This window comes from sulfur-oxidizing endosymbiont of Gigantopelta aegis (assembly GCF_016097415.1).
Lineage (GTDB): Bacteria > Pseudomonadota > Gammaproteobacteria > GRL18 > GRL18 > GRL18.
On sequence record NZ_JAEHGE010000001.1, the window covers coordinates 3,082,711 to 3,108,427 of the forward strand.

22 protein-coding genes and 2 tRNA genes are annotated in these 25,717 nt (G+C 40.9%); 12 read left to right on the forward strand and 12 right to left on the reverse strand.

Annotation, left to right across the window (positions count from 1 at the left end):
* Positions 1-158: 158 nt before the first annotated feature.
* Genes JEU79_RS15665 through JEU79_RS15675 form a run of 3 tightly spaced genes read right to left on the reverse strand, consistent with a single transcriptional unit; the run spans position 159 to position 4,821 of the window.
* Complete coding sequence (locus tag JEU79_RS15665; protein ID WP_198264863.1) at positions 159-1,136, reverse strand: dimethyl sulfoxide reductase anchor subunit family protein; 978 nt, start codon at positions 1,134-1,136, stop codon at positions 159-161.
* Between the two features lie 49 nt (positions 1,137-1,185).
* Positions 1,186-1,911 (reverse strand): 4Fe-4S dicluster domain-containing protein, encoded by a 726-nt coding sequence (locus JEU79_RS15670; protein WP_198264864.1) that lies wholly within the window; start codon positions 1,909-1,911, stop codon positions 1,186-1,188.
* Positions 1,912-4,821, reverse strand: a complete 2,910-nt coding sequence (locus JEU79_RS15675) for a molybdopterin oxidoreductase family protein (RefSeq protein ID WP_198264865.1) — start codon at positions 4,819-4,821, stop codon at positions 1,912-1,914. It abuts the gene before it with no gap.
* 391 nt (positions 4,822-5,212) lie between these two features.
* Between JEU79_RS15675 and tcdA the strand changes: the two genes are divergently transcribed.
* Positions 5,213-6,022, forward strand: a complete 810-nt coding sequence (tcdA, locus tag JEU79_RS15680; protein WP_198264866.1) for a tRNA cyclic N6-threonylcarbamoyladenosine(37) synthase TcdA — start codon at positions 5,213-5,215, stop codon at positions 6,020-6,022.
* 203 nt (positions 6,023-6,225) lie between these two features.
* Here tcdA and JEU79_RS15685 read toward each other — a convergent pair whose 3' ends face one another.
* From JEU79_RS15685 to JEU79_RS27525, 4 genes are all read right to left on the reverse strand, one after another.
* On the reverse strand, positions 6,226-8,283 hold the full coding sequence (locus JEU79_RS15685) for an AsmA family protein (RefSeq protein WP_343074976.1): 2,058 nt from the start codon (positions 8,281-8,283) through the stop codon (positions 6,226-6,228).
* A gap of 29 nt (positions 8,284-8,312) precedes the next feature.
* A complete protein-coding gene (locus tag JEU79_RS15690; RefSeq protein ID WP_198264868.1) occupies positions 8,313-10,247 on the reverse strand; it encodes an ATP-binding cassette domain-containing protein in 1,935 nt (644 codons plus the stop codon).
* 246 nt (positions 10,248-10,493) lie between these two features.
* Positions 10,494-11,195, reverse strand: coding sequence for an IS3 family transposase (locus JEU79_RS15695; RefSeq protein WP_198264404.1), 702 nt, complete (start codon positions 11,193-11,195; stop codon positions 10,494-10,496).
* A gap of 28 nt (positions 11,196-11,223) precedes the next feature.
* Positions 11,224-11,358 carry a hypothetical protein gene (locus JEU79_RS27525; RefSeq protein WP_281400928.1) on the reverse strand — a complete coding sequence of 45 codons (135 nt, stop codon included), beginning with the start codon at positions 11,356-11,358 and terminating at the stop codon, positions 11,224-11,226.
* A 367-nt stretch (positions 11,359-11,725) separates the two neighbouring features.
* Between JEU79_RS27525 and JEU79_RS15700 the strand changes: the two genes are divergently transcribed.
* A complete protein-coding gene (locus JEU79_RS15700; RefSeq protein ID WP_198264869.1) occupies positions 11,726-12,520 on the forward strand; it encodes a rhodanese-like domain-containing protein in 795 nt (264 codons plus the stop codon).
* Between the two features lie 84 nt (positions 12,521-12,604).
* Here the strand turns inward: JEU79_RS15700 and JEU79_RS15705 are convergent, their stop codons facing one another.
* Both JEU79_RS15705 and tsaE read right to left on the reverse strand, forming a co-directional pair.
* Positions 12,605-13,975, reverse strand: a complete 1,371-nt coding sequence (locus tag JEU79_RS15705) for an N-acetylmuramoyl-L-alanine amidase (RefSeq protein ID WP_198264870.1) — start codon at positions 13,973-13,975, stop codon at positions 12,605-12,607.
* Positions 13,976-14,011: 36 nt separating this feature from the next.
* Positions 14,012-14,593: a tRNA (adenosine(37)-N6)-threonylcarbamoyltransferase complex ATPase subunit type 1 TsaE gene (gene tsaE, locus JEU79_RS15710; protein WP_425511182.1), complete on the reverse strand. Its 582-nt coding sequence runs from the start codon at positions 14,591-14,593 to the stop codon at positions 14,012-14,014.
* 67 nt (positions 14,594-14,660) lie between these two features.
* Between tsaE and queG the strand changes: the two genes are divergently transcribed.
* The 4 genes from queG to nadA all read left to right on the forward strand — a co-directional run bounded on the left by queG (position 14,661) and on the right by nadA (position 18,422).
* Positions 14,661-15,788: a tRNA epoxyqueuosine(34) reductase QueG gene (queG, locus tag JEU79_RS15720; protein WP_198264871.1), complete on the forward strand. Its 1,128-nt coding sequence runs from the start codon at positions 14,661-14,663 to the stop codon at positions 15,786-15,788.
* Between the two features lie 18 nt (positions 15,789-15,806).
* Positions 15,807-16,676 carry a PfkB family carbohydrate kinase gene (locus tag JEU79_RS15725; RefSeq protein WP_198264872.1) on the forward strand — a complete coding sequence of 290 codons (870 nt, stop codon included), beginning with the start codon at positions 15,807-15,809 and terminating at the stop codon, positions 16,674-16,676.
* Positions 16,677-16,843: 167 nt separating this feature from the next.
* Positions 16,844-17,215 carry an SCP-2 sterol transfer family protein gene (locus JEU79_RS15730; protein WP_198264873.1) on the forward strand — a complete coding sequence of 124 codons (372 nt, stop codon included), beginning with the start codon at positions 16,844-16,846 and terminating at the stop codon, positions 17,213-17,215.
* A 154-nt stretch (positions 17,216-17,369) separates the two neighbouring features.
* Positions 17,370-18,422, forward strand: coding sequence for a quinolinate synthase NadA (gene nadA / locus JEU79_RS15735; protein WP_198264874.1), 1,053 nt, complete (start codon positions 17,370-17,372; stop codon positions 18,420-18,422).
* 23 nt (positions 18,423-18,445) lie between these two features.
* Here the strand turns inward: nadA and JEU79_RS15740 are convergent, their stop codons facing one another.
* From JEU79_RS15740 to bufA2, 3 genes are all read right to left on the reverse strand, one after another.
* Complete coding sequence (locus tag JEU79_RS15740) at positions 18,446-19,267, reverse strand: HvfC/BufC N-terminal domain-containing protein (protein WP_198264875.1); 822 nt, start codon at positions 19,265-19,267, stop codon at positions 18,446-18,448.
* The gene (gene bufB, locus JEU79_RS15745) at positions 19,264-20,238 is read right to left on the reverse strand and encodes an MNIO family bufferin maturase (RefSeq protein ID WP_198264876.1); all 975 of its coding nucleotides are present in this window, start codon (positions 20,236-20,238) and stop codon (positions 19,264-19,266) included. Before bufB ends, JEU79_RS15740 begins: the two co-directional genes overlap by 4 nt.
* A 97-nt stretch (positions 20,239-20,335) precedes the next feature.
* Positions 20,336-20,596, reverse strand: coding sequence for a BufA2 family periplasmic bufferin-type metallophore (bufA2, locus tag JEU79_RS15750; RefSeq protein WP_198264877.1), 261 nt, complete (start codon positions 20,594-20,596; stop codon positions 20,336-20,338).
* A gap of 246 nt (positions 20,597-20,842) precedes the next feature.
* Here bufA2 and JEU79_RS15755 point away from each other — a divergent pair, with 246 nt between their 5' ends.
* The 6 genes from JEU79_RS15755 (at position 20,843) to JEU79_RS15780 (ending at position 25,708) form a co-directional block, all read left to right on the forward strand.
* A complete protein-coding gene (locus JEU79_RS15755; protein ID WP_198264878.1) occupies positions 20,843-21,886 on the forward strand; it encodes an HIT domain-containing protein in 1,044 nt (347 codons plus the stop codon).
* 300 nt (positions 21,887-22,186) lie between these two features.
* On the forward strand, positions 22,187-22,501 hold the full coding sequence (locus tag JEU79_RS15760) for a hypothetical protein (RefSeq protein WP_214660597.1): 315 nt from the start codon (positions 22,187-22,189) through the stop codon (positions 22,499-22,501).
* Positions 22,502-22,504: 3 nt separating this feature from the next.
* Complete coding sequence (locus tag JEU79_RS15765; protein ID WP_198264880.1) at positions 22,505-22,723, forward strand: zinc-ribbon domain-containing protein; 219 nt, start codon at positions 22,505-22,507, stop codon at positions 22,721-22,723.
* Between the two features lie 75 nt (positions 22,724-22,798).
* A tRNA-Ala gene (locus tag JEU79_RS15770) sits at positions 22,799-22,874 on the forward strand.
* Positions 22,875-23,001: 127 nt separating this feature from the next.
* Positions 23,002-23,077: transfer RNA gene (locus JEU79_RS15775), tRNA-Glu, on the forward strand.
* 393 nt (positions 23,078-23,470) lie between these two features.
* The gene (locus JEU79_RS15780) at positions 23,471-25,708 is read left to right on the forward strand and encodes an NADP-dependent isocitrate dehydrogenase (RefSeq protein ID WP_198264881.1); all 2,238 of its coding nucleotides are present in this window, start codon (positions 23,471-23,473) and stop codon (positions 25,706-25,708) included.
* Positions 25,709-25,717 lie beyond the last annotated feature (9 nt).

A 25,717-nucleotide genomic window follows, 5' to 3' on the forward strand; every position in this document is an offset into this window, starting at 1 on the left:
AATCTGTCATAAAACAAAATAAATTAATTGTAAAGCAGGTGAGGTGGGTAAGACCATCTTAAATACTTTATATTTGAGGTGAGTATCATCATTTCCATAGCAAACGATTCAGACTGAATTATTTACTATGGATGAATACTTCTGAGACCAGTAGGATTTTAAGAAATAACTTGATAGTAGATATTTTGCGGATGATTACCCTCAGCAAAGAAATACCAACGCTCAGCAATCAAGCCGACATACATTGAAGCTATCGCAATACCCAAAATCAGCACTGATGGCTTGAACAAAGCAATGACGAGCATCGCTAAAGGCACAGCAAAAACTAATACCATAAAAATATTTTTAATAGAGCGAATGAAAAAAGCAGTTTTGCCATGGAAAAAATCACGGGTATTTACTGAACCACCCATAAAGCCCATTGATTTTTGTTTGATTTGATTATGACGAATACCAATTGCCGTCTGTACTGTTGATTTAGGGCGCAGGCGCTTATTACGCATCAAGGCTGCAACGCGAAAAATAAAAGCCAGCACCAATAACACAATTGACCATCCTGCAAAAAATGGGATCAGCTCAGGCTGTTTATACGCTGCCAGCAGGGTTGCCAGAGTAAAGCCTGAAACCGAGCCTAATAAGGTATAGTTAATGACTGTTAGTGGGCTATGCCACTCTTGCAAAAACTTCAGGCAGGCGTAAATCATACCGGTGGCAATGAACAAGGAAAAAACCATGATGGTGGTAAACACACCGATGAGCAAGCTCAAATCAATCACCACGGCACCAAAAGTCATTATTGTCACATTCCATTCCATGAAATGCACTAAGCCATATAGGAAGATTAAACCCATGACCGCAGGTAAAGCAATCACTTCACGAGACAACCAAGACGTACGCCACATTGCGGCTGAACGCCAAGCTCGCTCTGGATGACCCAGATGAAAAATAGAGGAAATAAGTCCTAAAACCAGCAACACCAAAGCAATGGCACTGCCCATGCTATAAAACACACTGGTACTGGTTTGTTCGACTACATTAAGCACCGAATAAACCTGTCCGGTATAAATGGCAAGGAAAAGCCCCTGCCCCATACCAATCAAGGTCGTTAAGAAAATTACAGAAAATGCCGGTTGCATACCAAGCTCCTAAAAATAATTATTTATGTATAACTGTTCGGTATAATCCCTACCAACTGGTGACATCATCCAATGAAGGTTCTGATGCATCGACTTGATAATCTTCTTTCTTCAATGGATTATCCACACGTTCCAGTTCATCTTTTTTGTAAGAAACATGGTTTTTACGTCTTGGTAAATAATGGTTTGAAGGCTTAGTACCCCATTCCGGCATCAATTGATAACCGCCCTGCTCACGAATAGCAATGGAAACTTCAGAATCAGGATCATGAACATCACCATAGAGACGCGCACTCGTAGGACAAGCTAGAACACAGGCTGGTTTACGTTCTGCTTCGGGTAATTCTTCATCATAAAGACGATCCACGCATAGAGTACATTTCTTCATGACTTTTTCGTGTTCATCAATTTCACGGGCGCCATAAGGGCAGGCCCATGAGCAATAACGACAACCAATACACTTGTCATAATCCACTAAGACAAAGCCATCTTCTTTACGTTTGTAACTTGCACCTGTTGGACAAACCGGCACACAAGGGGGATCTTCACAATGTAAGCAAGACTTAGGAAAGTGCACTGTTTCTGTTTGTGGAAACGTCCCGACTTCATAGGTCTGCACTCGATTAAAGAACGTCCCGGTGGGATCTTTACCATAGGGATTATCATCGGCCAAGGCACCGGCACTGCCCGAGGTGTTCCACTCTTTACAATTCGTCACGCAGGCATGACAGCCTACGCAAACATTTAGATCAATAACTAAGGCTAGTTGAGTCATTTATTCGCTCCCCTTAAATTTACCCAGACCGGCAAAAAATGCCTGCCACTTAGGATTGCGTTTTGGTGTACCCGGCGTATGCTTATGCGCCTTAAATTGCGGTGATGTTTGCTTTGGCTCATTGTCTTCTGCTTTATAAATTCTAACGCGCACATCATACCAGGCCGCCTGCCCCGTAATAGGATCAGAATTGGAGATATGCTCCCCATCAACATTGCTTGGCAACTCTTCGGCAATCAAATGATTCAATAAAAAGCCGCGTTGCGATTCATTGGCATTTTTATCCAATCCCCAAGCACCGGTAGCTTTACCGACTGCATTCCAGGTCCAGACAGTGCCCGGTTCCACAGCTTCACTGAGACGACATTGGCAACGGACTTTACCGTGCATGGATTCAACCCAGATCCAATCATCATCATGAATACCATTGGCCTGTGCAGTGACCGGATTCACGTGCAAATAGTTGTGTGCATGAATCTGACGCAACCAGGCATTTTGTGAATCCCATGAGTGATACATCGCCATTGGCCGTTGTGTCACAGCATTTAATGGATATTTTTGGGTATCCGTTAATTGCGATTCCAACGGCACATAGTACATGGGCAATGGATCAAAATAAGTCTCTACACGTTTGCGCAAATGATCAGGTGGCTGCTTGCCGGGTAATTTACCCTGCGCCGCCAGACGAAATTTCTGCAATACTTCGGAGTAGACATGAATCGTAATCGGTTCAGCAAAGCGGGTCAGACGATGTTTTCTCGCCCATTGCAAATAACCTTTATTAAAATTACGCATGTACTGATAAGACTTAGGCAAATGGTATTGATAAACACAATTGTTTTTCTCATACATTTCCCACTGATTTGGATTCGGCTCACCTTTCATAAACTTTTCACCGGCCTTACCACGCCAACCCGCCAGAAAGCCGATACCAGAACCCGGCTCAGTTTCATAGTTGATAACAAAATCAGGGTAATCACGGTATTTACGCGAACCATCTTCCTTAACGAAAGCCGGTAGGCCTAAACGTGAACCCAATTCAATAATGGTTTCCTGGAAGGGTCTTGAATCACCTGTGGGTGGCAAAACTGGGATACGTACCGAATCAACAGGACCATCGTATTCAGAGATAGGTCGATCTAACATCGACATCACATCATGACGTTCCAGATAAGTTGTATCCGGTAGGACTAAATCAGCGAACGCAACCATTTCTGATTGAAAAGCATCACAGACGAAGATATTGGGGATTTTATATTCACCATTTTCATCTTTATCTTTGAGCATATCGCGCACACTCATGGTATTCATACTGGAGTTCCAGGCCATATTGGCCATGAAAATCATCAAGGTATCAATTCGGTAGGGGTCGCCACGCCAGGCATTGGTGATGACATTGTGCATCAAACCATGTACTGACAAAGGGTATTCCCATGAGAACCCCTTATCCAGTCGTACTGGCTGGCCTTCATCATCAACAAATAAATCATTGGGCTCAGCAGGCCAACCCAAAGCCATACCATCAAGTGGCGTATTGGGCTTAACGCCTTCTGGCCCTCTTGGTGTTTTTGCACAAGGTGGAATTGGACGTGGGAATGGTGCTTTATGACGGAAACCACCCGGGCGATCAATGGTACCCAAAATAGTCATCAGAATACTTAAGGCGCGAATCGAATGGAAACCATTAGAGTGTGCAGCTAAACCACGCATGGCATGGAATGATACCGGATTACCGGTCACACTTTCATGTTCTTTGCCCCAGGTATCAGTCCAGGGAATAGGCAGTTCAATTTTTTGATCACGTGCCGTAATACCCATTTCATGGGCAAGCTGTTTAATGGTTTCAACAGAAACACCGGTGATAGAAGAAGCCCACTCAGGGGTATAATCTTTAACGCGATCCACTAATAACTGAAATGCTGGCTTAACATTAGTACCATTATCCAGTTGGAACTCACCTAATAGGTAAGGATCGGCATCTTCTGTATGAGTTTTAACCGTGCCATTCTTATGGCGATCCCACCAGAGTTTATTTTGTGAATCAACACAAAGATCATCAATATCATCAGGCCCTTGACGCACAAACAAGCCTTCTTCATTACTGGCTTCATCGATATTCACCAGCTCAGCAGAGTTCGTATATTGAATTAAGAAGTCGCGGTCATAAAGACCTTGCTGGATAATTTCATTAATAATGGCCAGAATTAATGCACCATCAGTACCCGGTTTAATGGGTACCCATTCATCAGCAACGGCTGAATAACCTGAACGAATGGGGTTAATGGATATAAAGCGTCCACCATTACGTTTAAATTCTGCCAATTGCATTTTTAATGGATTAGAATGATGGTCTTCTGCAGTACCAAACATGATAAATAATTTAGAGCGCTCTAGATCAGGACCGCCAAATTCCCAAAATGAACCACCAATGGTATAAATCATACCCGCAGCCATGTTCACCGAACAAAAACCACCATGTGCCGCATAATTTGGCGTACCGAATTGCTTAGCAAATAATCCGGTGAGTGCTTGCATCTGATCACGCCCAGTGAATAAGGCAAATTTCTTCGGATCCGTCGCACGGATTTCCCTCAGGCGCTCTTCCATAATTTCGAAAGCTTCATCCCAGGAGATTTCTTCAAAATCATTATCACCCCGTTCTGCACCCTTTCTTCGGCGCAGTGGCTTAGTTAAACGGGCTGGCGAGTATTGCTTCATGATCCCTGAAGATCCTTTGGCGCAAATAACACCCTTATTCAAAGGATGATCAGGATTACCCTGAATATATCTCACTTCACCATTTTTGACGGTGACTCGAATACCACAACGACAAGCACACATATAACAGGTAGTGTTCTTGACCTCGATGTGATCCTTGACTTCAGCTTCTACATTATTCTCTGAGTGCATTCAGATAAAACCTCATAAAGCGCTATTTAAAAAGCCATAACTCTTTATTTGAGTCCGACTTACTCTGTCCATTAGTTATTATTAATCCAATATCCAGTATTTTATTCTAATATACTAATTTGTTCTAGTATTGACATAAGTCAATGCAGCAACTATCACCAAAAAGTCTATTTCAGTCATTTCTAATACCTTTATCTATTACTTTTGGGTAGTAGGTCTAATCGATATTAAATCAATACATAAGCAATACTAGACCATTTTGCTCAAATATCGAGCAATACGCTTAAAACACTTTCAATATCTCTTCATTGCAACAAAAATTATTCTGTTTTGTTAAAATCCTCATCTACCCCGATAAGAATCCATCATCAACCAACACTAGGACAAGACAGTGCTATCACAGAACTACACAGAACGCTTTGGCGGTATACAAAGACTTTATGGCACAAAAAAAGCACAACTCATACCGACTTTGAAAATTTGTGTGGTTGGTATCGGTGGTGTTGGCTCATGGGTAGTTGAAGGCCTGGCACGTACGGGTGTAGGACATATCACACTTATTGACCATGATGATATTGCTCTGTCTAATATTAATCGGCAGATACACACCCTTGACAGTAGCATCGAACAATCAAAGGTGCTTACCATGCAGGCACGGGTGATGGAAATTAATCCTGAATGCCAATGTCATGCAATTGATGATTTACTCACTGAAAATAATCTGGCGAAGTATTTTTCTAAAGTGGCCAGTGAGAAATTTGACTATGTGATCGATGCCATTGATAGCGTAAAGCACAAAAGCGTGCTGATTTATTATTGCAAGCGTAATAAAATTCCCATTATTACTACCGGGGGTGCTGGTGGATTGAGTAATCCTACCGCTGTAGAAATTTGTGATTTAAGCAAAACCTATAATGACCCACTGGCCGCTACAGTACGCTCGCAATTACGTCAGCAATATAATTTTACCCGCAACCCACAAAGTCGCTTTGGGGTCGAATGCGTATTTTCCACCGAACAGCAATTGTATCCACAGGCTGATGGCAGTATCGGTCAAGAAAAATCAGTCACCAAAGGTGTTAGCCTGGATTGTAATTTTGGCTATGGTTCATCCAGTTGTGTTACCTCTGTCTTTGGCTTTGCTGCCGCTGCGCGCGCAATCGAAAAAGCATTGGCCAGACGGCAAAGAAAGAGTGCTTAGTGTCCATCCGTTTTTCTAGAATTATTTGATAATTTTGACCGTAGGGTGGGCACGCTTTTTGTGCCCACGCTGAAAGTGTACATAATAAGCGCTTGAGTCAGCGTGGGCAGATAAAGCCATGCCCACCCTACGGTTCTTTATATAAAAAAACCTATTGACGGATGGGCACTACTTAGCTTAATTATTTAACTTATATCTTTAACTCAGTGCTTTACCACTCCGATATAAAAAGGTTTATCACATGATATAGCTAATGGCTTAGTTACTTTAGACACTAGGGAGTTAATGGGATTAACGACACCTTTCACCAGAAAATTAACTTTTTTAACGGTGGGATCATTCAAGCTTCCCATGACAGATTCTTGAAAAATGGGACAACCCTTTTTATCAATCGTCGCCACTTCAAAATCAACAAATTCTTTGTTTGTTAAATCCAATTGGCCTTTCACTGCCAAACGAAATTTTCCCGTTGAGAAAGCCACATCATTCATAGTTGCTATTCCTTTTACCAAGGAAATATTTGTATTCAATTGGGTGATCACACTATTACCTTTATTTTCAAAGCTCCCAAGCAAGTTTCTATAGTCCTGTCCCTTGGTCACGATAACACCTGCGGGTCCCATTAAGGCGATAGCGCCAACGTCCAACAGTCCCACACTTTGAGAATCTTGATAGTTCTCTAATAAGTCATTAATATCAATACCATAAACTTTGATATTATTGCTCTGAGCTTTCAAATGACCATCATAGACAGACCATTGCTGGGCTTTAAAAGAACCTGCCAGATGACTGTCAAGCTTAACAAAGCCTTCTAGTTTACTTGGCAGGTTAAACAATTCTGATAACGGTGCTAAGTTCAACTGTTCACTACGCATATTGAATTGCCATTTATCGGGTAAGTTTTTCTGCTTAGTCGATTGCAATAACAATTCTCCATCGCCAATAAGTTGAGACTCCAAGGTATGAAATTGAAATTGCTTTAGGCTCACTTTATTGTCCTGCCCAAGCAGAAGCAGTTTGATATTATTCAAAGCCTGTGATTGGTGCGTCAAGCTTTGAGCAACAAAATTGATGCGACCCTGTTGAGCAAACTGCCTCAAAAAATTATTGGATAAACTAACAATAGGCTCACCTTTTTGCATCACAGGCAGATGATTTAGTTTTAACGATAAGTGCTTAAAAACATACTCTCCTTCCTTGGCTAATTTAAGCTTGAGTTGCTGCGAATTAAAATTTAAAGCAGATAAAACTAAATTATCCAATTGATATTGCTTGGCCTTAAAAATAGAAACTTCTTCAAAACTTAACTGCGACTGTTGTGTTTCTAGTTGATATTGTGCTTGAGTGATTTTTAACTGGCTCAAATTAAAATCAAAGCGCCCCACTTTAATCAAATCCGGCTTTGACCAAAGCGGTTCATTAGCTCCTTTGGGTGTTGAATAAGCCATATCGACCGAAAGATGACCATCTGCCTCTAATAGCAATGGCGGCGATGCATGTTTAACACCTTCTTTAAGCAGTTTAAAAGCCACTTTATCAGCGACAAACTTACCCTGCTCATCATTAAACTTCAGGAATACATCACTGATTTGATAGTGATTAACAAAGGCCTTTTGAATTTCTAATTGCCCCTTATAATTATAAGCCACAAGCACCCGAGGATCATCGATCACTAATTCATGATGGTCAATAATCGGTAATAATGATAAGTCCGCTTTAACATTGTTTAATTTAATAGAAATGGATTCCAGATCGTCCAGATATTGGAAGCGTTCAATTGACAGTTGAATATTATTGATATTCAGAGAATTAAGTGCAAATAACTCACTTGAAGGCGTCGCTTGATCTGCCTGAGTTGACACCTGAACCAAAGAAGTATTTTTTAACAGCGGTAAAAAATTATACTGATCATTTTTATCTCTAAAGATATTGAGTGTTCTTAGGCGTAATTTGACAGAAGTGATATGGGGTTGCCCCTTGTAGAGCGAATATAAACGCATACCCAGGCGCAGTGATTCGACATCTGCAATTAACTCTTTATCCAGAAAAAGCTTCACATTCTCGGCATTAAATTTAAAGCCTGAAAAGAGGCTGAGTTTCATATCACCCTGTATTTCAAGCTTTAGGCCACTTTCTTGTTCTACTAGCTGGACAATTTCATCTTTATATTGATTGACATCGACCAAAGCAATAACAGCCAGCGAGATAATAATAAAAACGACCAATAACAGCCCAATAATTTTTGCCAATGACTTTAACACGTATTTCTATCCTTAATTTTATAGCGGTGTTAGCTTGAACCTTGTTCTAATTCTTCACTTAATTCCATCCATTGTTCTTCCGTTTCATCAAGTGACTGGGTGACTTTAAGCTGTTGTTGCAACAAATCTTTTAGCTTTTCTTTATTGGCGTCTTCATAAATTTCGGGAGCCGTCAAAAAACTTTCTAATTGCTCTTTTTCATGACTCAATTGATCCATTGATTTTTCCAGCTTTGAGAGTTTATTCCTCAATGGCTGTAATTGTTTACGTTTCTCTGCGTCCAGTCGCTTTTGTTCTTTTTTGCTGATTAGACTTTTACTTGAGCTATTATTTGAGTGATTAGTGGAATTTTCATCCTGTCCCAAAGAATTGGAAGCCACTTGACTCTCCAATTTTTTCTGCTCACTGACCCAGTTACGGTAGTCTTCCAAATCACCTTTAAACACATTGACTTTTTTATTAGCCACTAAATAAAATTCATCAGTCACACTACGTAGCAAGTGTCGATCATGTGAAACAATGACCATTGCCCCTTCAAATTCCTGCAAGGCCAGACTGATTGCATGACGCATATCTAAATCAAGATGGTTGGTTGGCTCATCGAGTAATAATAAATTAGGTTTTTGATAAACCAAGGTCGCAAACACCAAACGGGCTTTTTCACCACCGGAAAAAGGCGCTATTTTAGACTCGACTTTATCACCACTAAAACCAAAACCACCTAAGTGATTGCGCAAGGATTGTTCCGTTGCTCTCTTGTCCAGCCGTTGAAAGTGTTCCATGGGCGTATCATCAGGATGCAGTTGTTCCAGTTGATGTTGGGCAAAATAGCCTATACGCAATTCACTGGAGCGCTCTACTCGACCCGATTGAACCTCTAATTCACCAGCCAGTAGTTTAATCAGCGTTGATTTACCCGCACCATTATGACCCAGCAAGCCAATTCTTGAACCGGGCTGAAAATTAATGTGTACATGATCCAAAATAGTAGTTTCACCATAGCCGATTTTGATATCATCTAAGGATACCAGAGGATTGGGGACTTTGTCCGGGGCATGAAATTCAAAATGAAAGGGTGAATCCACATGCGCCTGAGCAATCAGTTCCATTTTTTCCAATGTTTTGACTCGAGACTGCGCTTGTTTGGCCTTAGTCGCCTTGGCCTTAAAACGATTAATAAAACTCTGAATATGTTTTATTTCTTCTTGCTGACGCTCAAACATCACCTGTTGTTGTGCTAGCTGCTCTGCTCTAACCCGTTCAAACTGAGAATAATTACCGCTATAAATGGTCATTTTTTGATGTTCAATATGGGCGATATGAGTCATCACACTATCAAGGAAGTCTCTATCATGTGAGATGAGTAATAGAGTACCTGGGTATTTTTTTAGCCATTCTTCCAGCCATAGTACGGCATCAAGATCCAAGTGATTGGTAGGCTCATCTAAGAGTAACAAATCCGAACGACACATCAATGCTTGCGCAAGATTCAAGCGCATACGCCATCCACCGGAAAAGCTATTGACAGAATTGTTTACCTGTTCCTGCTTAAAGCCTAGCCCCGATAAGAGTTGTGATGCCCGACTATTGGCCGTATAACCATCCACTTCTTCTAATTGTGCATAGAGTTTACCCAAGAGTTCGCCATGACCACTTTCGTTTGCAGTCTCTATCGCCTGTTCGATACGGCGTAGTTCACTATCACCATCAATGACATATTCAATGGCCGATTTTTCTGATGAGGGGGATTCCTGAGCAACATGGGCAATGACCCAACTTTGGGGTATAAAAAAATCCCCTTCGTCAGCGTGAATTTGCGCATTTATCAGCTCAAAAAGACTGGATTTACCACAGCCATTACTACCGGTAACACCTACTTTTTGCCCCGGATGGATGGTAATGTTGACATCCTGGAGCAATAACTGCACACCACGACGTAGAAAAAGGTTGCTTAGCTTGAGCATAATTATAAATGATCTGATGTGTATTTTGTATTTCCTATCATTTTAGTTTCTCATGTTAACTTTAAACAGATGAAGAGAAAGGGCTTTGCCCTCTGGAACGATAGAGCCGTTCCATTCACCCAAGGTATTTTCACAACGGTAATGATCCTGTTACAATATCTTCACGGCACAGGCTGAGGAGCCGATGGCCGTCAACGGTAATGGGCGGCATTTATGTCGCCTTTTACCCCTCTTCAATCAATCGATTTAAGCTATTTCCTGCTGTATTTCATAATCGACTGGTGACAAATAATCATTAGCCGAATGAAGTCGCTCCCGATTATAAAATACCTCAATATATTCAAATATTGCCTGCTTTGCTTCTACTCTGGTTTTGAATCGACAATGGTGCGTCAATTCAGTTTTCAAACTATGAAAGAAGCTCTCTGATACAGCATTGTCCCAGCAATTTCCTTTGCGGCTCATAGACTGAATTATGTTATGATCCGACAATATTTTTCTATGACTATCAGAGGCATATTGGCTACCTCGGTCAGTATGCCAAAGCAATCCATCCATTGGTTTACGCTTCCATATGGCCATCAGTAAAGCATCATTGACTAGCTTGGCTTTCATTCGCTCATCCATCGACCAGCCAACAATTTGCCTAGAGAATAAGTCAATGACAACCGCTAAATATAACCAGCCTTCCTTGGTGGCAATATAGGTAATATCACCCACATAGTAGCGATCAGGTTGAGAGACAGTAAACTCTCTTTCCAGTAAATTTGGAGATATACGCTTATTATGCTTGGAATTAGTCGTCGCTTTAAAGCGTCTCTTCGTTTTACAAAACAAACCGGCTTTTTTCATTAATCGACCAATTCTCCGGCGGCTTATATGAACGCCTTTTTCAGCCAGTTTTCTTTTTAAGACGACGGGTTCCATAAGTCTTGCGACTGTCTTCAAACAGTTTTTTAGCTGCTCAGTAAGCGCTTCATTTTCTTTCTCTCTCTATCCGTTTTAGGAGAGCTAACCCAATCATAATAGCAACTACGGAAACATCCATAAAACGGCACAGAATCGTTACCGGGTAATCTTTAGCCTGATCAGTTATCCATGCGTACTTCACAAAGTTTCCCTTGCAAAGTACGCTGTGGCCTTTTTAATAAATCACGCTCCTGAATCACTTTTGCCAATTCTTTTTTCAGACGTTTTACTTCATCGCCACATTAACCTTTAAAAAGAAGTATTTTAGCAATTTATTATGTTAAGGAACAGTCTTTAATAACCTCCCCTATCACAGAGAGTCATACTAGAAGGTTTAATAAAATGACCTTTAAGTCTGCGTATTTAGCAAAAGAGCTAACGTCCGTTAGCAAACACTTTATTTTACGAGTGATTTAAATCAATCTGAATAACAAAATAAGTAAGTAAAATGACTCACATCAGCTATAATTGTAGGCTCATAATAATTAGAAATAAAACAGGATTATGTAATGCCTAAACTTGTATGTGGTGTCGTCATTTTATTCACGCTATTAATGAGCAGTAGTGCCTTTGCACGCTGTGAAAAAGACATTGATTTACCGTTAAGAGATGTTTATCTCACTGTAGATTGTATTAATGCTTCTGAATTAGCACTAAGAATCGAACAAGGTGATGCGATTATTGTTGATGCCCGAACCAATGCAGAATTTGAAGTTTTAAAAATTCAAGGCGCTATTAATATTGATATTGATAAGAAACAAGATTTTATTGTCAAATTAAAAAATCTATCGGAATCTGATAATAGAGATATTATCTTCTACTGTAATGGCCAACTATGCAACCTGTCTTATCGAGCTGGCACATTAGCTAAAGAAATTGGGGTTCCAAACACTTATGTTTATGATGGCGGTATCTTCAATTTTTCTACAGTACAGCCTAATAAAACCTTACTTTTCAATAAAAAGATCAGTGCAAGCAATCAACCTCTCACCAATGAAAAGTTAAAAGCGCACATGATCCCCCTCAGTGAGTTTGAAAAAAAGATATCAAATAATGTTGAAAACGAAGAAGATTTCAGAATTCTGGATATTCGTGATAAATCTAGCCACCATGGTATGTCTGCCTTTGTAGGGGTTAGAAATGAAAAATACATTCCCTTAGAAAAAACCAAAAAATTAAGAAAATTTCTAAGTAAAGTGGCTGACAAAAGCGTCCCCCTCTACGTCTATGACTGGGGTGGCACAAAATTGAAGTGGGCTCAATATTTCATTGAACAACAAGGCATTGAAGAGTACTATTTTTAGATAAAGGTGCTTTCAATAAATACAACCATGAACTTAAAAAGGAAGGACTGCCTCCTTTAATTATGTAACCGTTCTATACCCGTATCAGGAACGTGGGATGCTCAAAATTTTACCCAGATATAAGGTGTTACTTTTCATCTTATTGGCGCGTTTAATCGCTGAGACGCTCACCTGATAGTGTTTTGATATGCCAGACAAAGTATCACCACGCACCACTTTATGTTGCTTAATAGTGCGTAATGCCGATTTCAAAACATCTCGATTAAGCTGCTTAATCACCGACTCTTTGGCATAGATCGTACCGGGAATAGGATATTGTCTAAAATAACCATCAACCCCACTTAAAATGGCATTTGCTAATTTCTTTTGATAGATGGAGCTACGCAATAGCCCCTCTTCTTTAGGATTAGAAATAAAGCCTGTCTCTACTAATAACGAAGGAATATCCGGCGATTTTAGAACGGCAAAGCCTGCCCGTTCTACCTTGCTTTTATGGGTATCACCAATGCGTGTTAGGCGTGACAGCACTCTGGAAGCAGCACTATTGCTGGCTTCAATGGTCGCTGTTTGAGAAAGATCCAATAACATTTTCGCCAGCATATCATCCTTATCATCCAGACTCACACCACCGACTAAATCTGCCTCATTTTCTTTTTTCGCCAACCATTTTGCCGCCTCACTGGTCGCGCCCCTAGAAGACAGAATAAACACCGATGCCCCCCGTGCTTTGGGGTTTTTAAACGCATCGGCATGGATTGAAATGAAAATATCAGCATTCAGTTTGCGGGCTTTCTTGGTTCGACCACGTAAGCTGATATAGTAATCGCCAGTGCGGATCATCACCGCTCTCATGCCACTTTTTTTATTCACCATCTTTTGCAGTTTGTGTGCAATAGCAAGTACAACATCTTTTTCCCGTGTGCCCCGTGGGCCTCTAGCCCCCGGATCTTCGCCACCATGCCCAGCATCAATCGCAACAATGAGATCACGTTTTTTTGAAGAATTAACACTTTTGATGATTTTGGCGGTTTTGGAACGGGAATGAGTATTCACCTTTTCCAGATCAATCACCAGGCGATAGCCGTATTTTTTATTAGGTTTGAGCAAAAAGCTTTTGGGATGAACCTTGTGTTTCAGATCCAGAACAAGGCGTACTTTACCATTCTTTTTATTCGCACTACGAATACCAGAAATAACACCTTTTTTATAATTTAGATTGCTAATGGACGTTATGAGTCTGGCCTGATTCACATCAATAACCACTCGCTCAGGACTAGAAAGGCGGGTAAGACGATGACCAACAGCAGAAGACAAGTCAATAACCAAACGGGTCGAATCAGGTGATGCCCACATGCGCACACCTTTGATTTTTGCCACCGACGCCAATGCTACCTCGCTAAGCAATAACATGGCTATCAATACACTAGAAAAAAGGAGCAAAAAACGTTGTGTCATAAGGGCATGATTCTCTTCATCAAGACATCATCAAAATCACTCTTCAACAGGAGAGTCATTTGATATTAATTTAGCAACAATTGCCGCGCCTATGTCCGACTGCGATAGCAATTCAACTTTCCGTCCCTGACTCAGATGAGTAATTTTGATCGTTATATCAGCGCGAGGTAATACGCCATAGCCTTTTTCCGGCCATTCGATCAAGGCAATTGCCTGACCATCCAAGTAATCTCTGATCCCAAGATATTCCAGCTCTTCCGGATCATTTAAACGATAGAGATCAAAATGATAAATTTTTTGGGCGATATTATTTTGAAAAATGCTATTTTGAGAAATACTATTTTTGGAAATACTACTTTGGAAAACATTAGTATGTTCTACTTTAGCTTCGCCTTCTAACTCATTGTAATTATAAATCAAATTATTTTCAAGTATGTCATTTTCAAGCATATAAGGCTCAACCACGGTAAATGTGGGACTTTTTACTGCGCCTTCATGGCCTAATGCACGTAAAAAACCTCTGACTAGGGTTGTTTTACCCGCGCCTAAATCACCATCAAGATAAAGAATAACACCCGGTATAATAGCCTTTGCCAATTGTGAGCCTAGCCCTATCATGGCCTTTTCATCTATAATTTGCACTTGAACAACCAATTGCTGATTAATTAAGAGCCTATTGTATTGAATGACGCAAAAAAATAATACCCATAAACAAGTATCCCAAGAAGAACTTTGTGCGCCAGAGAATCTCATTGCGCTGGTCAAAAAGATCAAACAATGGGGACTGGAACTCGGTTTTCAGGCTATAGGTATAACCGATACCGACTTAACCATTGCTGAACAACGCTTTAATGTCTGGTTAGAGCAACAAATGCACGGCTCGATGGAATACATGTCACGCCATGGCACGAAACGCACTCGCCCTGCTGAACTAGAGCAAGGCACTTTGAGTATTATTTCTGTGCGCATGGATTATTTCCCCGAAGATCCGGAACTTGCCATTGGCTTACTAGAGAAAGCGGAGCAAGGCTATATTGCCCGTTATAGCTTGGGCAGAGACTATCACAAAGTGGTAAGAAAACGCCTGCAAACACTGGCAAAAAAACTGGAACAGGAAATTGGTGCCTTTGGCTACCGAGTATTTACCGATAGCGCCCCCGTATTGGAAAAACCCCTCGCAGAAAAAGCAGGGATTGGCTGGATTGGTAAGCATTCCAATGTACTTCAGGAAAAAACCGGCTCGTGGTTTTTTCTGGGGGAAATTTTTACCAACTTACCTCTGCCCATTGATACCCCCGCAGTCAATCACTGTGGCAATTGTACCAAGTGTATTGATGTCTGTCCCACTCAGGCTATTGTTGAACCTTATGTGGTGGATTCACGGCGTTGCATTTCCTATTTGACCATTGAGTCCCATCAGGCAATTCCCGTGGAATTACGACCATTGATGGGAAATCGCATTTATGGCTGTGATGATTGCCAGCTCTTTTGCCCCTGGAATCGTTTTTCTCAACAAACCGTTGAAAGCGATTATTTTGCCCGTGGTGATCTGGCCAGTCCACAATTAATTGATTTGTTTCTCTGGTCAGAAAGTGAATTTTTAAAACAGACCGAGGGTACTGCCATTCGCCGAATTGGCCATGAATCATGGCTAAGAAATATTGCCGTTGCACTGGGTAATTGCCTTGCTAAACCAAACACCACTGAAACTGCACAGAAGACAGCCATTATTGATGCCTTAAATAAACAACTGGGACACCCTTCTGAGTTAGTAAAAGAACATGTTATCTGGGCACTTGCTCAACAACAATAATTCAAGGATTCATCGATTATGGCTAATATTTTATGCACTGGCATCGCCACTTTGGATATCATCAATACCGTGGAAAACTATCCTGCTGAAGACGATGAAATTCGGATTATTGCACATGAGAAGCGCCGAGGCGGCAATGCCACTAATACCGCCGTGGTTCTAAGTCAACTAGGTCATCAATGTCATTGGGCGGGCACTTTAGCCAATGACAGTGATCAACATATCATTCTGTCAGAGCTACAAGCATTTAATATTAATTATGACTATTGTGATTTTCAGGCTCAGGGTAAAATTCCTACCTCCTATATCACTCTTAGTCAGGAGACTGGCTCAAGAACCATTTGCCATTATCGAGACTTAGCTGAGCTCACATTTAATGCCTTTAAAAAAATTAATTTACAGGCATTTGACTGGTTTCATTTTGAAGGCAGAAATATCAAGCAGACAATGCAAATGATGCAATGGTGTAAACAACAATACCCTGACATCCCACTGTCAGTAGAAATTGAAAAACCATGCGAAGCCATCTGTTCATTATTTTCCTTTGCTGATATTATCTTCTTTTCTCAAAGCTATGCTCACTCATTGAACTACACCTCTGCACATGACTTATGCCAGAGCATTGGCAAGCAATACCCGGAAAAAATCATTAGCTGTGCTTGGGGGAAAGACGGTGCAGGTGCTTCGTTGCAAGAGCAATATGTTTGGCAAAAAGCCGTAGTCATCAAGGCCATTGATACACTCGCAGCCGGAGATGTGTTTAACGCAGCAATGATCGACCAACAACTTAAAAAAACATCTTTAAAAAGCAGTCTACAATATGCCTGTCAACTGGCGGCTAATAAATGCCAGCGTCAGGGTATTACAAAATTAAGCAGAAGAAATTAAGTTGTTAAAATACTTGAGAAAAACACTAAAAAGCGGTATTCTAAGTGGTTGAATTCATAATAAAAAAACCATAATATAAACACATAATATAAACACATAATATAAACACATAGTACAGGCGAAACAATTTAATGAATGAGTTATTTTCTGAATCTTGGATAAGTTCATTGGGAGATGAATGGAATAATGATCCTTTGATTGTTGATCCCTTAAATAAGGCTGGTTTCTCTTCCAAAATATCCTATGGTTTTATTGGTGATGAACACCCCAAGTGCCTACTGGATATTGTTAATGGAAAAATCGTCAATGCAGCTTTGTATAGTGATGAAAAAATTGATTGGGATTTGCGTGCTGACAAAAAAAATTGGGAAAAATGGATTTCCAAGGGCTTCGGTCTGACCAAATTAGGCCCTGCTGTGGCCACACGTTCCTTACAGTTTGCTCAGGGTGATTATCGTCAAATGATCCGCAATCCTTTACTAAGCAGACCCTTTTTACGCCACTTTGTATTAATGACCAAGCTTGGTACTACCTATTAAGGCAAATATTACACTTTAATAAGCACCTATTTTGCTCAAGGGACAAGCTATCAACTATCCCAATTGAGTCCATTCTCATCTGGACTCAATTATAAATTCAATAGATAATAATTATTTCCATTGACCATCAACATAAAGCGCTCTTAGTAAAAATATGAGTAAACAAGTCACAATTAATTGGAGCGAGAGCGTTCCAAGCACCGATGAAATTGAGCGCAGCAAACCAACTATCAGCAGTGCTCAACAAGATCAACTCATCGCCCGCATTAAACACTTACTGATTGAGCAAAATGCGGTATTAGTCGCACATTATTACACCGACCCGATATTACAACAATTAGCCGATGAAACCGGTGGCTGTGTGTCTGATTCACTGGAAATGGCACGCTTTGGCAAGGCCAGTCCAGCCAACAAAATCATTGTTGCCGGGGTTCGCTTTATGGGTGAAACAGCAAAAATTCTGTCCCCGGAAAAAAGCGTTTATATGCCCAATCTAGAGGCCACTTGTTCATTGGATCTCGGCTGTGCGGCAGAAGATTTCATTCCCTTTTGTGATGCCCACCCGGATCATACCGTCGTGGTTTACGCCAATACCAGCGCTAAAGTTAAAGCGCGTGCTGACTGGGTTGTCACTTCCGGTATTGCCACTAAAGTGATCGAACATCTAGCCAGTGAAGGTAAAAAAATTCTTTGGGCGCCCGATCGTCACTTAGGCAAATATATTCAAAGTATTACCAATGCCGATATGTTGCTTTGGCAAGCCTCTTGTATTGTTCATGATGAGTTTCGTGCTGACGCTCTCTTAACACTAAAAGAAAAGCATCCCGATGCCAAAGTGCTGGTGCATCCTGAATCGCCTTATACTGTCGTTGAGATGGCCGATGTCGTCGGTTCGACTACTCAGCTAATTAGTGCGGTACAAAACATGCCCGAAAAAACATTTATTGTTGCCACAGATAACCGTATTTTTTATAAAATGCAACAATCTGCACCGGACAAAATACTCATTGAAGCCCCTACCGGTGGTGCGGGAGCGACCTGTACCATGTGCGCCCATTGTTCATGGATGGCGATGAATACGCTACAGGGAATTTTAGAGGTGTTAGAGCAAGGCAGTAATGAAGTCACTGTTGCTGAAGAGGTGCGCCTAAAAGCCTTTGAATCAACGCAACGCTTATTGGACTTCGCTGCTTCAATCAAAAAGTAAGTCATTTGATTACTAAGACTTAATCATAGGGCAATTTCTTTAATAAAACCGTCATTGATCCAATTTTGCATAAAGCCTACCGCCCGAAGTGCGGCATTTTGCTCATCGACCCATTCACAAATACCACTACAAACAGCTGAAAAGTCTGCCCCTGACATCATCGCATCCATTGCCCAGGCTTCATCAACATCCATAGAACGATATAAGCTGAGTAAATCCTTGTTGCGCCAAAGACACCAAGCAATCGGATAATCATTTTTTTCAATGTCGATTTTTGGCTCTTCTTTATCAATCACTTGCCATAATTGCGGCACATTATGAGTCAGATCAATTCGTTTAAGGCTTGGATGAAAGATAAACTTTATTTGTGGCCATAATTGCGGTTCAAATTGCTGTAAATCATCCAAAGTCATTAACTTACTATCAGCGGCATCAAACACATCTCTCAATAACCATTCAAATTCAGCCATTTCTGACAAAATGGTTTGTGCCTGATAGTCAGGACTGTATGTTAAAAAATCACTCATCTGATGACCAAAATAACGTAAAGAGTAATGTCTGGATGGATTGGCCTCAAGATAAGCCGTGCCTAGCTGAAAAAAAGCTTCATCTCCCAACAAAGTATTCAAGGCAGGGAAATTTTCTTCTAAGGCTTCGACCAATCGAAAACGGTAAGCATTGGCATAAATAGCCAAGCGTGTTTCTACCGGCACTTTTACAGTGCCCGTTACCGATTGTTTGATCAATGGATCAGCTTCTTGTAACCAACTCAGCATTTGCTGTTGCAAAGTACGCAGAGGTGAGGAGTTGACGGAAAGAGTCTCTTTAACTGTAATCTCATTCATAGGCTAAGTCTTTGTTCGTTTGCTAACCTAGCATTTTCAGACTGAGACGGATAATCCGACACCTTTACTGTCGGAATTTTTGCTTGTAAATTTTTAACTAAGTCAGCAGAGTGACCCTGCTGCAAAACCTGAGCTGATATTGCTCTTGCCAGCTTCAATTCCTGCAATAATTCATCCAACTCGGGAATATTATCATCCCGCTCAATCATAAATGTCGTCTCGCCAAAACGTTCGACCGCTTTGGCATACAATTCCCATACTGGATCACAAACGGGCATATCATGGGTATCAATCACATAGTCACCATAATCACTATGGCCGGCCAAATGGAATTGTTGTACTCGGTGTTGAGGAATTGACAATAAATAATCCAGTGGATTAAATTCATGGTTTACCGATGAAACGTAGATATTGTTGATATCCAACAATAATAAGCAATCTGCCCGCTCAGCCAGTTCCGTTAAGAATTCCCACTCTGTCATCTCTGATTGTTTGTAACTCACATAACTGGAAACATTTTCAATCAACATACGACAACCGAGAAAGTCCTGCACCTGAGAGATGCGTTCAGCAACGTGTTTGATGCTTTCTTCAGTATAGGGCAGCGGCAGGAGATCATGAGCATTGCTCCCATTGGTGCCTGTCCAACATAAATGATCCGACAACCAGTGGGCATTAAGCTGTTCTTTTAAGGCTTTTATTTGCCCCAAATAGTGTTTATCCAATGGTTCCGTATTACCAATATTCATTGAGACACCATGCATCACCATGGGATACTGTTCAGCAATTTGCTGCAAAAAATAAAGTGGTTTACCACCGGGTATTAAATAATTTTCGGTAAGGACTTCGAACCAGTCGATATTGAGGGGGGATGATTCTTTATTTGTATTCGAATCGATAATAGTTTGATAGTGTTCTTTTCTTAAGCCAAGGCCAAAACCCAGCCCCGGGTATTTTTTGCTTGTATCCATAACGCAGTTTCTTACTCGTTTAATCCTAAAGTTTAGGATAACACATTCCCGTGCACACGCATGGGAATGTGATATAACAAGGTATAAAGTTCAGAGATTAACCTGCAACTTTACCACCTTTATCAGAACAATCTTTAGGACTGGCTTCTACCCAGCCCTGACCTTTACAGCTGTTCTGACCCTTACAAGAATTGGTCGCTGTAGCACAAGCCGCACTCCCTTTACAAGAATTGATACCACTACATTTCACCATGCCTTCGGCTGGTGCTGCAACAGCAGATGCAGTGAAACCGGTTGCCATAAGAGCAGCTGCTGCAGCGGCAATAGCCGCGCCTGATAATGCTTTACTTGTGTTCATATTTAATATTCCTTATTTAATCATTAAATTTATTTTATACTGAATTGAAGGATTGGCTGGTTTTAAAATACATGCCAACTGTTTCAAGTTAAATTCAGTATAATTGATATATATCACGAAACAATCGCGGAAACTACGTAGTTTTGTCACATTATTACTCATTTACGCTAAATTTATGGAATTTAGTCATGCTTTTGGTGGATAATGAGACTTAATTAGCATTGATAGTTTAACTAAAAGCAGCTTATGAATAACGAATTATTTGCCTCAAAAGAACAATTTCGCCATGCTTTTGAACAAGGTTTGGTCAACTTGCTGGATCATGATGGTCTGGGGATTTTTATCCTAGTATTAGCCAATGCCAGTTTTGATCAGCATGTGCATGATTATACCCATGAAGCCCTATTGCACAAATACCATGAACTGACTAAAAAATACCGTTTTTTAATCCAAGATGGGCAATTACTCACAGAACCCGAAGATGATATTTTGGTCTTTTTAAAGCTTATGGCCATGGGTTTTGACAAGGTGAGTCAAACTGAGTTTCGCCACACTGAGCAATGGGAACTGCAATTTAACCACATACGTTCACTCAGACCCGCTCGGATCAGCAAAAATATCATTGATGGCATCCATCTGGAATTCGACCCCGATGGCTTTCATTTTAATAAACCTTTTTTACAAAAAGAAAGTTATTGGAATGGCATCATGAATGGCAAACATTTAGATATTTTTTATAATAAATTTCCTTTTGCCCGCTTTCATTCGCTCCTCGTACCAGAAAAAGAGAGTGCACTGGCACAGTATTTAACGCCAAACTACCATGAATATATCTGGCAAATAACAGCACAGCTCGGTGAGACCTTGCCCGGCATAGGTATGGCCTATAATTCCTATGGCGCATTTTCATCCATCAATCACCTACATTTTCACCTCTTCATTAAAGATCACCCCTTACCGGTCACCGATTCGGTCTGGACTCACAATGGCGGAGAGAAAGACTATCCCATCACCTGTCGGGTCTTTGATGATATGCATGAGGCCTGGCGGTTTATTGATAGCCTGCATCAGCAACAAATCAGTTATAATCTTATTTATCAGCCGGGCATTATTTATTGTCTGCCTCGTCAGCTACAAGGTACTTATCCTGATGCCAGTTGGAGTAGTGGCTTTGCCTGGTATGAGGTGAGCGGTGGTTTTACCACCTTTAATCACACCCAATTTACAGATTTAGACTGCCAGCAACTGGAACGAGAGCTATCGCACTTAAAAATCGAGCTTGAGACTTGATTTTACAGCTGATTATCTCCATATTTACAATTGGTTTTAGAAAAAAAGTAGAAAAAACAGAATTTTTTTGTAACTATTCAGCTTATTGAAAAGTATCAATAGAGTATCAGGTTGAAGCGCTTGTCTTTACAGGGTTTTGAAAATAGGGATATTTTCATAAAGCGTCACATGGATGTGCTTGAGCGTCCCTGTAAAGGCAAGCGCTTCAACCTGGTACGAGTTATACTGAACAGTTACTATTTTAAGTAAAATTTAAGTATAAAGAGTCCTATTATGTCATTCGGTAATGCCCGTGGTTCAATGCTGCGTAAAATTAAAACCCCTGAAGAATTCATCAGCATGGTGAAAGAACTCAGAGAAGATGTCTTCGACTTCCGTGAAGCCTGTGAATACGCCCCTGACGAAATGGGTCGTGCTGGTTTATTAGTTGAGCCTTTAGAAGTCGTCGTTGAAGCCTTATACCAGTCCTTTGTTGATGGTACTTATGAGTTTAAAGACGAAGACCTACCTTATATGACCATTGTTAAAGAAAACAATTACACCCAGCTTCTGCCCATGTTGCACCTACTTAAAGAAGTCAACCGTATCCACCGTGAAGGCTTGGATATCGACTAGGCCATGAAGACAGAAGCCCCCAAGCCAACACAGGACGAACAACATTTTTGTAGCCATTGCGGCAATGAAATAGAAGCTGATGCAGGCAGTTGTCCGATCTGTAATGCCCCAACCCACTTCCATGGTAAAGACTGGCAGAAAAAAACCCCAAGAAATTTTATCTATTATTTTATTGGTGTGGTTATTTTCTGCGTTTTAGTCATTATTATTGCTCCTCGGTAATAGCACTGAGCAAGAAATCTGCATTTTTTTCTAGACAAAAGGCTCACATCCCAGTATCATACTCGCTTGTTGTTCGGGGCTATAGCTCAGCTGGGAGAGCGCTTCGCTGGCAGCGAAGAGGTCAGGAGTTCGATCCTCCTTAGCTCCACCAAACAACTTTTTCTACAAGTACTTTTTACAAGCGCTAAAATTTACAAGCACCAAAACTAGCTGTTTTCACAGCGAAGAGACCTTTGATAACTTATTTTAAACTTTAAATAAGCTTTTTCAAAATATATGTCCCCTTCGTCTAGTGGCCTAGGACACCGCCCTTTCACGGCGGTAACAGGGGTTCGAGTCCCCTAGGGGACGCCACTCTCTATTTTTTTTGAGCACTCAAACATGATAAAGCGCATATAAAACCTTCAAATAGCTCATAAAGCTCAAGCTTATATTCCATTTTTCCCTATATTTTCGTATCATATCAGCCTATTTTTTGACTAAAAACAAAAACCACCATTAGTTACACCATTTTTAACCTAGATTTAAACCTAAAATAATCAGTTGAATCGTAGCGAGAGCGACTTAGGTGCTGAAGATTAAGGGTTTTACAGGTTATTTTGGCTTTATTCGTAGTCATCCTACGGGTGAAGTCAAAATGTTCTGGAAAATCCTTAAGATTCAGTGCATAAGGCGGTCGCAGTAGGTTCAACTGATTTTTTTAGGTTAAACAATTCAAAGATATAACCCAAGCAGGAGTTTGACCTCATGGTATCCAGTTCATCTAAACCTAAATTTTTATACACTCTCACGGATGAAGCGCCTGCATTGGCAACCCGGTCATTCTTACCCATTATCGAAGCTTTTACGGCGGCGGCGGGTATTGAAATAGAAAGCAAAGATATTTCCCTTGCAGCACGTATTCTGGCCTGTTTTCCAGATAAACTTAATACCGATCAACAAGTCGTCGATGCCTTAGCAGAACTGGGGCAATTGGTAAAACTTGCCGATACCAATATCATTAAATTACCCAATATCAGTGCTTCAATTCCACAGCTAAAAGCCACCATTGAAGAACTACAATCTCAGGGCTTTGCCTTGCCGGACTATCCTGAAGCACCTTCTAACGATGCCGATAAAGAAATAAAAACACGTTATGACAGCGTTAAGGGCAGTGCCGTTAATCCCGTATTACGGGAAGGCAACTCTGATCGCCGCGCTCCCGGTGCGGTCAAGCAATACGCCAAAAGCAATCCTCACTCCATGGGTGCCTGGCAGGCTGATTCTAAAACCCATGTGGCCAGCATGAGTGAAAATGATTTTTATGGCAGTGAAAACTCACTAACCTTAGATAAGGATTGTGAGTTTAAAATAGAGCTACATAGCAATAGCGGACAGACCACGCTTTTAAAAGACAAAGCTCCCCTGCTCAAAGGTGAAGTCATTGACACCTCAGTGTTGAGCAAAAATGCCTTACGCAGCTTTTTAGCCGAGCAAATGGATGATGCCAAGGCCAATGGAGTCTTGCTTTCAATACACCTCAAGGCCACCATGATGAAGGTATCTGATCCCATTATTTTTGGTCATGTGGTATCCGTTTACTTTCAAAGTCTTTTTACTAAACACGCTGATACCTTTACTGAACTGGGCATCAATGCTAATAATGGCCTGGGGGATTTATACAACAAGATTGAAAGCTTGCCCACAGACAAACAAGCTGAAATCAAAGCTGATATTCAAGCCTGTTATGATGCACGCCCTGAGTTAGCCATGGTCGATTCAGATGCAGGTATTACCAATTTACACGTACCCAGTGATGTGATCATTGATGCCTCTATGCCCGCTAGCATTCGTAGCTCTGGAAAAATGTGGGGCAAAGACGGTCAGTTACACGATACCAAGGCAATTATTCCTGATCGTTGCTATGCAGGTATTTATCAACAAACCATTGAATTTTGTAAGCAACAGGGTGCATTTGATCCCACCACCATGGGCTCTGTACAAAACATTGGCCTGATGGCACAAAAAGCGGAGGAATATGGTTCTCACGATAAAACCTTTGAAATTCCTGAAGATGGCACCGTTAAGGTTGTTGATAATAATGGCGATGTTTTATTAGCACAAAAAGTTGCTGAGGGTGACATCTGGAGAATGTGTCAGGTTAAAGATGCACCGATTCAAGATTGGGTTAAGCTCGCAGTCAATCGTGCCAAAGCCACCAAAATGCCCACTATTTTTTGGCTCGACAGCCAACGGGCACACGATGCTCAATTAATCACAAAAGTAGAAACTTATCTGGCTGATTATGATTTATCCGATACAGATATTAAAATCATGTCACCCGAAGATGCTATCGACTTCTCTTTGGCACACATCAAAGCAGGCAAGGATACTATTTCAGTCACGGGCAATGTACTACGTGATTACCTCACCGATTTATTCCCAATTCTTGAACTGGGTACCAGTGCCAAAATGCTTTCGATAGTGCCACTCATGAATGGTGGTGGTTTATTTGAAACCGGTGCGGGTGGTTCAGCTCCTAAACACGTACAACAGTTTTTGGCAGAAAATCATTTACGTTGGGATTCTTTGGGTGAGTTTTTAGCGCTAACAGTGTCACTTGAACATGTCGCCAATACTTATGACAATAGCAAGGCTCAAGTCCTAGCTGATACATTGGATCAGGCCACTACTGAATTTCTGCAAAACAATAAATCGCCTTCTCGCAAAGTGGGCGAGTTAGATAATCGTGGTAGCCATTTTTATCTCACCTTATACTGGGCACAGGCATTAGCGAAGCAAACTCAGGACAGCGAGCTACAAACTCACTTCAGTGCTTTGGCTAAGGCTTTAAGTGATAATGAAGCAGCAATTGTCAGTGAATTGAATGCCGCACAAGGTGCTGCAGTTCAACTCAATGGTTATTATCATGCGGATATGGACTTGGTCAAACAGTATATGCGACCCAGTAGTACGTTTAATAATGCCCTATCTTTATTGTCATAAATAACAAGG